Origin of the sequence: Nocardioides sp. CF8 (genome assembly GCF_000389985.1) — a bacterium.
GTDB classification, from domain to species: Bacteria; Actinomycetota; Actinomycetes; order Propionibacteriales; family Nocardioidaceae; genus Nocardioides; species Nocardioides allogilvus.
In genome coordinates this window covers 303,914-311,015 of sequence record NZ_CM001852.1, presented here as the reverse complement: position 1 = coordinate 311,015, position 7,102 = coordinate 303,914, and the positions used below count along the sequence as shown (strand labels likewise).

Sequence of the window (7,102 nt, the reverse complement as noted above, 5' to 3'; positions counted from 1 at the left end):
ACCGCGTGCCCAACCTGTCCGGACAGAACAACTAGGGTGCCCGTCCATGGGGTTCCTGCGGCGGCGGCGTGAACCGGGCATCTCGGTGGTCGTCCCGGCCTACGGCGTCGAGGCCTACCTCCCGGCCTGCCTCGACTCGCTGCTCGCGCAGACCTGGACCGCCTGGGAGGCGGTCGTCGTCGACGACGGCTCCCCCGACAGCAGCGGAGAGATCGCCGATTCCTATGCCGCCCGCGACCCGCGGATCCGGGTCGTGCACGTCGAGAACGGCGGGCTCGGGTCGGCACGCAACGTCGGGGCCGCCCACGCCGGGTCCGAGCTCCTGACGTTCCTCGACTCCGACGACGTGCTGCCGCCGTCCGCGCTGGCCACCCTCGTCGGCACCCTCGTCGAGTCGGGCTCCGACTTCGTGACCGGCTCGATCGTGCGGTGGGAGGGCGACGGGCTGCACGAGCCGCCGTGGATGCGGCGGCTGCACCCGCGTGCCCTCGGCCTGCGGGTCGCGGACCGGCCGGAGATCCTCGGCGACGTCTTCGCGTGGAACAAGGTCTTCCGCCGCTCCTTCTGGGACGCGGCGGGCCTGGGCTGGCCCGAGGGCATCCGCTACGAGGACCAGCCGACGACCACGCGCGCCTTCATGCGCGGCACCTTCGACGTCGTCCCCGACATCGTCTACCACTGGCGCATCCGCGACGACGGCTCCTCGATCACCCAGCAGCGCTCCTCCCTGCGCGACCTCACCGACCGCTGGGAGACCAAGCGGATGTCGTACGCCGCCGTCCGCGCCGGCAGGGACGCGACCGTGGAGTCGGTGTTCGTCGACCGCGTGCTCGCCGGCGACCTGTGGCGCTACTTCCTCGAGATCCCCGGCGCCTCCGACGAGTGGTGGGTGCTGCTGCGCGACGGCGTGCGGGAGTTCTGGGGCGAGCGCTCGCTGGTGCACAGCGGGCTGCCGCCCGTGCACCGGCTCTGCGGCTGGCTGGTCGAGCAGGACCGGCGCGCCGACGCCGCCGCCCTGATGACGTGGGCCGGCGCTCTCACCGGGCCGGCGCCACAGACGACGGACGCGGCGGGCCGACACATCGACGTACCCAGCGAGGTGCTGGACCTGTCGGGCGTCGACGCCGCCGCGCTCGCGTTGCGTGACGTCGAGATCCGCTGACCCTTGGTTTCGACACGGCGCTGGCGCGCCTGCTCAACCAGCGGGACCAGCCCGCAGCGAGGAGCGTGTCGAAACCAAGGGCTTGAACCTCAGAGCAGGCCCTCGGCCTCCAGGAACTCGCTCGCGATGTCGGCCGGCTTCTGGCGCTCGACGGAGATCTGGCCGTTCAGCTCGGTGAGCTTCTCGGTCGTCAGCGCGGCCATCAGCTCGTTGAGCACGTCCTCGACGTCCGGGTTGTCGGCCAGCCAGTCGGAGGAGACGGCGGGGACGAGGTTCTGCGCCGGCTGGATCTGCTTGTCGTCCTCGAGCAGCACCATGCCCTGCGACTCGAGCGTGCCGTCGGTGGTCGACGTCAGCCCGAGCTGCGACTCACCGTCGGCGACCGACTTGAAGACGTCGGCGGACGCGAAGCCCAGCGGCAGGAACTCGGTGACGTCGATGCCGTAGTCCTCGGTCAGGCCGGCACCGCAGTCGGTGCGCTCGGCGCAGTCCTCGGCAGCAGCGACGACGACCTTCTTGCCCTCGAGGTCGGAGAGCTTGGTGACGCCCTGCGACTCGGAGAACTCCTTCGTCACGAAGAAGGCGTTGGTGTCGACCGCAGCCGACGGGTCGAGCAGGGTGATGCCCTTCTCCTCGAGCAGCGGCGCGGCGGCCTCGACGGACTCGTCGGCGTCGGGTGTGGTGAGCGGCTCGGCGTCCGGACCGTTGACCGTGGTGTTGAGGTAGTCGACGATGCCGCCGACGTACTCGGGAACGAGCTGCACGGAGTCGGGGAACTGTCCCTCGGCCATGTAGACGTCGCGCGTGCCGACCAGCTGGACGGACACGTCGTAGCCCTCGGCCTCGAGGAGCTGCTCGTACATCGCCGAGACGATCTGCACCTCTCCGAAGTCCTGGCCGGAGATCTTGACCGCGCCCTTGTCCCCGCTCGCGGAGTCCGAGCCGTCCTCGGCGAGGTCGTCGCCGGCGCACGCAGCGCCGAGCAACACCGTGCTGATGGCCAGCGCACTCGCGGCAATCCGTCGTAGCTGCATGTCATTCACCTTCTGTGTCCCGCGGCCCCGTGGCCACGCGTGTCCGGTCCTGCTCACGTGGTCGCGAGCAGCTGGTCCTGCTTCTTGGCCGTGCTGGTGCGCGGGATCGGGTCGACGGCGCGCTGCGCCATGGACGCGAGCACCTCCAGGACCATCGCCACGACCGCGACAACCACGGCCCCGGCGATTCCCTTCCCGTAGTAGCTGTTGGCGAAGCCGTCGGTGATGATCCGGCCGAGGCCCGGGCCGGCCACCAGGGCAGCGATGGTGGCCGTGGCCCAGACCTGCACGAGTGCGAGGCGTACGCCGCCGGCCACGAGCGGCAGGGCCAGCGGCAGCTCGACCTGGCGGAACTGCTGCCACGACGTCATGCCCATGCCGCGCGCCGACTCCTTGACGTCCCCTCCCACCTCACGGACCGCGACGTAGGCGTTGGTGATGATCGGCGGCAGCGCGAACAGCGTGAGCGCGATCAGGGTGGCGATGCCGGCCCGCCCGAACGGGCCGAACGTCGAGACCCCCGGCCAGTCGGCGGTGACGAGCAGCGCGAGCAGCGCGAAGGTCGGGATCGCCCGGCCCACGTTGGAGATGTTGATCGCCAGGAAGCCGCCCCGGCCGAGGTGTCCCAGCCACAGCGCCAGCGGCAGCCCGATCAGGATCGCCAGGGCCAACGCCGTGCCGGTGAGCAGGAGCTGCTGCACGAGCAGCTCGAGGATGCCGCCGTTGCCCGACCAGTTGGCCCCGTCGGTGAGGTAGGCCCACATGTCTGCGAAGACGCTCAAGAGGAGACCCCCGTCCGCGTCCAGGGTGTGACGAGTCGCTGCAGGCCGACGATCAGGACGTCGAGCAGGACCGCGATCGCCACGCACAGCAGGCAGGCCGCGAGCAGCTCGGCCTTGAAGTTGGTGGTGACGCCGTCGGCGATCAGGTTGCCGAGGCCGCCGTTGGCGACGAGGGTGCCGACCGTGGTGAGCGCGACCGTCGAGACGGTGGCGACGCGCAGGCCGGCCATCATCACGGGCAGCGCGAGGGGCAGCTCGATCCGGAACAGCTGCGACGCGGCGCCGTACCCCAGTCCGCGTGCGGACTCACGCACGTCGTCGGGCACCGAGCGCAGGCCGTCGAGCATGCTGCGGACCAGGATGGTGAGTGCATAGAGCGCGAGACCGATGACCACCGTCGTCGCGGTGATGCCGGTGAAGGGCACCAGCAGCGGGAAGAGCGCCAGCGACGGGACGGTGTAGAGCGCCGTCGACACGCCGGTGATGGCGGTCTCGAGGCGCTGTCGCCGGCGCGCCAGCAGTGCGAGCGGGAAGGCAATCAGGATGCTCAGCGCGATCGCCGTGACCGTGATGACGAGGTGTTGGGTGGTCGCATCGACCAGCTCGTCGCGATAGTCGGTGAAGTAGGCACCGCACCACCAGTCGTTGACCGTGCGGTTGTAGCAGCTCGGCTCCGCCGCGGGCAGGCCCCTCGCGAGTAGGGTCACCGCATGGACGCTACCGCCTCGAGCGCCGGATCCACGTCAGCCTCGTCGTCGGAAGAATCGATGATCCAGCTCCAGGGCGTGGGCAAGACCTATGCCAACGGCACCGTCGCGGTGCACGAGCTCGACCTCGACGTACGCCGCGGCGAGATGGTCTGCCTCGTCGGCCCGTCAGGCTGCGGCAAGTCCACGACGCTGAAGATGATCAACCGGCTGATCGAGCCGACGACGGGCCGGATCATCCTCGACGGCCGCGACGTCACCGACGTCGATCCCGTCCAGCTGCGACGCGGGATCGGCTACGTCATCCAGCAGATCGGGCTGTTCCCGCACCAGAAGATCATCAACAACGTCATGACCGTGCCGTTGCTGTACGGCGAGTCGAAGGCCACCGCCCGGGCGCGCGCGCTCGAGCTGCTGGAGACCGTCGGGCTCGAGCCCGGGCAGTACGCCGATCGCTACCCCCACCAGCTCTCCGGCGGCCAGCGCCAGCGCGTCGGGGTGGCTCGAGCACTCGCGGCCAACCCGCCCGTGCTGCTGATGGACGAGCCCTTCGGCGCCGTCGACCCGGTGGTCCGCACCAAGCTGCAGGACGAGTTCCTCCGGCTCCAGCGCGACCTCGGCAAGACCGTCGTGCTGGTCACCCACGACATCGACGAGGCCGTCCGGATGGGCGATCGCGTGGCGGTGTTCGCCGTCGGCGGCCGGCTCGCGCAGTACGCCACCCCGATGGAGCTCCTCGCCCGACCGGCCGACGACTTCGTCGCCGACTTCGTGGGCTCGACCCGCGGGCTGCGCCGGCTCACCGTCACGCCGCTGCGCGAGGAGCACCTCGAGCCACTGGACGGTGTCAGCGGCGGCCAGCTCGGCGCCGCCATCGACATCGACTCGTCGCTGGAGGAGGCGCTCGCCGCGCTGCTGCGTGACGACAAGGCGATGATCGGGGTCAAGCGCGGGGCCCGGTTCGTCGGCGTGCTGACGCCCAACGGAGTGCACCAGGCCCTGCGCGAGTCCCTGCGCTGACCGCCCGAGGGGCTACGGGCCGGTGATCAGCCCGTTGGTCGAGGGCTGGTAGGGGTTGAGGCCGTGGTCGATGGCGTACTGCTTGAGGTAGCCGTCACGACCGAGCACCTTGATCCGCTCGGAGATCTTGGCCGCCTCCGCCTTCTCGACCGCGACCTGCGCCTCGGCTGCCTTCACCTGCGCGGCTGCCTCGGCCTCCTTGGCCTTCGCCTTGGCGACCGCCTCCTGCTGGGCGACGAGGGCAGCCTTGACCGACTCCGGCGGGACGGGCTTCTGCAACGTGATCGCGAAGTCGGTGAAGAACTCCTCGTCGCCGTCGATCTGACGCCCGACGAGCTCGGGCATCTGCTCGAGCACCTCCTGCTCCCACTTCGCCTTGACGGCCGGGTCGGTGTAGAGCTCGGTGTAGGTGTAGTTCTGGCTGGCGCGGTCGATCGCGGTCTCGAGCGGGCGGCTGAGGTAGACACTCAGCATCTGCAGCCAGCCCGCGGAGCCGTTGCCGTCGGTGGTGTCCATGTAGGCGGCGTAGCGGTTGCCGATGAGGTCGTGGAACTTCTGCAGCGTCTTGCAGTCCGTGTTGAGCAGGAACGCCGCGACACCGTCGACGCTCATCTCGATGCCGTCCTTACTGACGAAGGTCACCATCGGCCGGTCGCCGCCCTCGCCGAAGACGTAGTTGCGCTGGCTCTTGGGGTAGGAGTAGTGCTTGTCGCCCGGGCCGTCCCAGGCGCGCGTCGAGCTGGACACGCAGTCCTGGAAGCGACGCGGGGTGAACGCCCCGTCGCTGTAGTGCAGCGCCACCTGGTCGGGACCGGTGGACACCGTGGTGGGCCGGATGAAGATCAGCATCGCCAGCAGGAGCACGGCGATGGCGCCGAGCCCCACGAGGGCCTTGGCGGCCTTCGATGCGCGCGACGAAGTGGCAGGTGTGGTCATGGTTCCCCCGTGATCGAGCTCAGGCCGCGGTGCGGCGCAGTGTGTCGATGATGATGACAGCAAGGTCCGGCTCGGCGCCGCGGTGCTCACGCGCGATGCCCAGCAACCGCTCGGTGGTCGACTGGACGTGGGCCGGCGAGCCGTAGTCGACGTCCCTGCTGGCGTCGATCAGGGCGTCCGCGAGGGCCGGCGAGATCTCGAGGTGCTGGTAGGCCAGGTCGACCGCCTCGCGCACCCGCGCGGCGCGACCCGACTCCAGGGCCCGGGCCTGCTTGTCCCCGCGCGAGTCCAGGACGAGCACGCCGGCGACGACCGTGACGGCCACGACGACGATCATCAGCACGAGCAGCAGCACGATGCCGTTCACGAGCCGGCCTCCTCGACCGGGACGTCCTTGTGCCACGACTCGGTGGTGTACTTCGTGCCCCAGCCCATGGAGACGTACAGCCCGTCGGCGCCGGTCGGTGAGTCCGCATCGACCTCCAGACCGACACGGTCCCGGCCACGGGCCGCCGCGTCGGCGATGATCGTGTGCAGCAGGCCCTTGGCGACGCCGCGCCCGCGGGCCGACTCCAGCACGCCGAGGTAGGAGACGTAGGAACCGTCCGGCCCCTTGCTCGCCTCGCTCACGGTGCCGACCAGCGCACCGGCCGGCTCGCCGTCGACCTCGGCCAGCCACCAGTGGTCCCAGCGGTGGCCCGGGTCCTCGCGGAGCCGGTGGATGAACTCGTGGAAGGTCTCCTCCGCCGAGTTGAAGTGGTCGGTGAACGCGCCCTCGAGCACGTCGTGGACCGCCCGGAGGTCGGCCTCGTCCGGCATCCCGCCGGCCTCGCGCCGTACGAGCCGGAAGTGCACGCCGTCCTTGCTCCACGCGAGGGGGTCGGGGACCAGCTCCACCTCGTCGGCGATGACCGAGCGGCTCATCTGCCACCACGTGCGGACCTTGGTGAAGTCGGCGGCGGCCAGCCAGGCGTGCTGGCGCTCGTCGTCCTGGAACGCGCCGGTGTCGATCTGCTGGACGGCCAGGCCGCGCTCGGCGCCGACCTGGCGGGCCTGGGCGTGCGCCCACTCGAAGAGGACGTCGGAGCACGTGCGAGCGATCTTGTCGGGCAGGGTGCGATCGACGATGTGGACGTAGAGCATGCGGCCCACGGCACGGTCGTGCACGCTGCCCCAGGCCCGGATGAGGCCCTCGTCGTCGCGGACCACGAGGTTCTCGCGCATCTCGAGGCCGTGGACCTCGACCAGCACGTCGTCCTCGGAGCCGGTCGCCCAGCCGCGGCCGGCGCGCTCGTGGGCTCGCAGCAGGTCGGTCAGTCGCTCCACCTGGGCCGGGTCGTCGCCGTCGACGGTGCCGGCCTCCCAGCCTCGTGGAAGGCCAGGATCCTCGGGGAGAACTTCAGCAGGGTCACTCTCGAACCGGTTGTCCTCAGGGATCACATCGATCGATTGTGCCCTAGT

The 7,102-nt window shown here is 70.4% G+C and carries 8 protein-coding genes; 2 read left to right on the top strand and 6 right to left on the bottom strand.

Annotated elements, in window-relative coordinates; genetic code table 11:
- Nucleotides 1-46 precede the first annotated feature (46 nt).
- A complete protein-coding gene (locus CF8_RS01555) occupies nt 47-1,162 on the top strand; it encodes a glycosyltransferase family 2 protein (RefSeq protein WP_010831383.1) in 1,116 nt (371 codons plus the stop codon).
- Between the two features lie 89 nt (nt 1,163-1,251).
- Here CF8_RS01555 and CF8_RS01550 read toward each other — a convergent pair whose 3' ends face one another.
- The 3 genes from CF8_RS01550 to CF8_RS01540 are packed head-to-tail and all read right to left on the bottom strand — an operon-like array spanning nt 1,252 to nt 3,685.
- Nucleotides 1,252-2,196 carry an ABC transporter substrate-binding protein gene (locus CF8_RS01550; RefSeq protein WP_010831382.1) on the bottom strand — a complete coding sequence of 315 codons (945 nt, stop codon included), beginning with the start codon at nt 2,194-2,196 and terminating at the stop codon, nt 1,252-1,254.
- Between the two features lie 53 nt (nt 2,197-2,249).
- Nucleotides 2,250-2,978 carry an ABC transporter permease gene (locus CF8_RS01545; protein ID WP_232211558.1) on the bottom strand — a complete coding sequence of 243 codons (729 nt, stop codon included), beginning with the start codon at nt 2,976-2,978 and terminating at the stop codon, nt 2,250-2,252.
- On the bottom strand, nt 2,975-3,685 hold the full coding sequence (locus CF8_RS01540; RefSeq protein WP_010831380.1) for an ABC transporter permease: 711 nt from the start codon (nt 3,683-3,685) through the stop codon (nt 2,975-2,977). Before CF8_RS01540 ends, CF8_RS01545 begins: the two co-directional genes overlap by 4 nt.
- A gap of 60 nt (nt 3,686-3,745) precedes the next feature.
- On the opposite strand from CF8_RS01540, the gene CF8_RS01535 reads away from it, so the two are divergent.
- The gene (locus CF8_RS01535; protein WP_198016928.1) at nt 3,746-4,705 is read left to right on the top strand and encodes an ABC transporter ATP-binding protein; all 960 of its coding nucleotides are present in this window, start codon (nt 3,746-3,748) and stop codon (nt 4,703-4,705) included.
- A gap of 12 nt (nt 4,706-4,717) precedes the next feature.
- Here the strand turns inward: CF8_RS01535 and CF8_RS01530 are convergent, their stop codons facing one another.
- From CF8_RS01530 to CF8_RS01520, 3 genes are read right to left on the bottom strand one after another with little or no spacing between them, the layout of a single operon-like run.
- Complete coding sequence (locus tag CF8_RS01530; RefSeq protein ID WP_010831378.1) at nt 4,718-5,641, bottom strand: SPFH domain-containing protein; 924 nt, start codon at nt 5,639-5,641, stop codon at nt 4,718-4,720.
- Nucleotides 5,642-5,660: 19 nt separating this feature from the next.
- A complete protein-coding gene (locus CF8_RS01525) occupies nt 5,661-6,008 on the bottom strand; it encodes a hypothetical protein (RefSeq protein ID WP_010831377.1) in 348 nt (115 codons plus the stop codon).
- A complete protein-coding gene (locus tag CF8_RS01520; protein WP_010831376.1) occupies nt 6,005-7,081 on the bottom strand; it encodes a GNAT family N-acetyltransferase in 1,077 nt (358 codons plus the stop codon). Before CF8_RS01520 ends, CF8_RS01525 begins: the two co-directional genes overlap by 4 nt.
- Nucleotides 7,082-7,102: the final 21 nt, after the last annotated feature.

Bases quoted from the DNA above. Each gene is read 5' to 3' on its own strand.
- CF8_RS01550 (WP_010831382.1), bottom strand. From the start codon at position 2,196: ATGCAGCTACGACGGATTGCCGCGAGTGCGCTGGCCATCAGCACGGTG.
- CF8_RS01555 (WP_010831383.1), top strand. From the start codon at position 47: ATGGGGTTCCTGCGGCGGCGGCGTGAACCGGGCATCTCGGTGGTCGTC.
- CF8_RS01535 (WP_198016928.1), top strand. From the start codon at position 3,746: ATGATCCAGCTCCAGGGCGTGGGCAAGACCTATGCCAACGGCACCGTC.
- CF8_RS01530 (WP_010831378.1), bottom strand. From the start codon at position 5,641: ATGACCACACCTGCCACTTCGTCGCGCGCATCGAAGGCCGCCAAGGCC.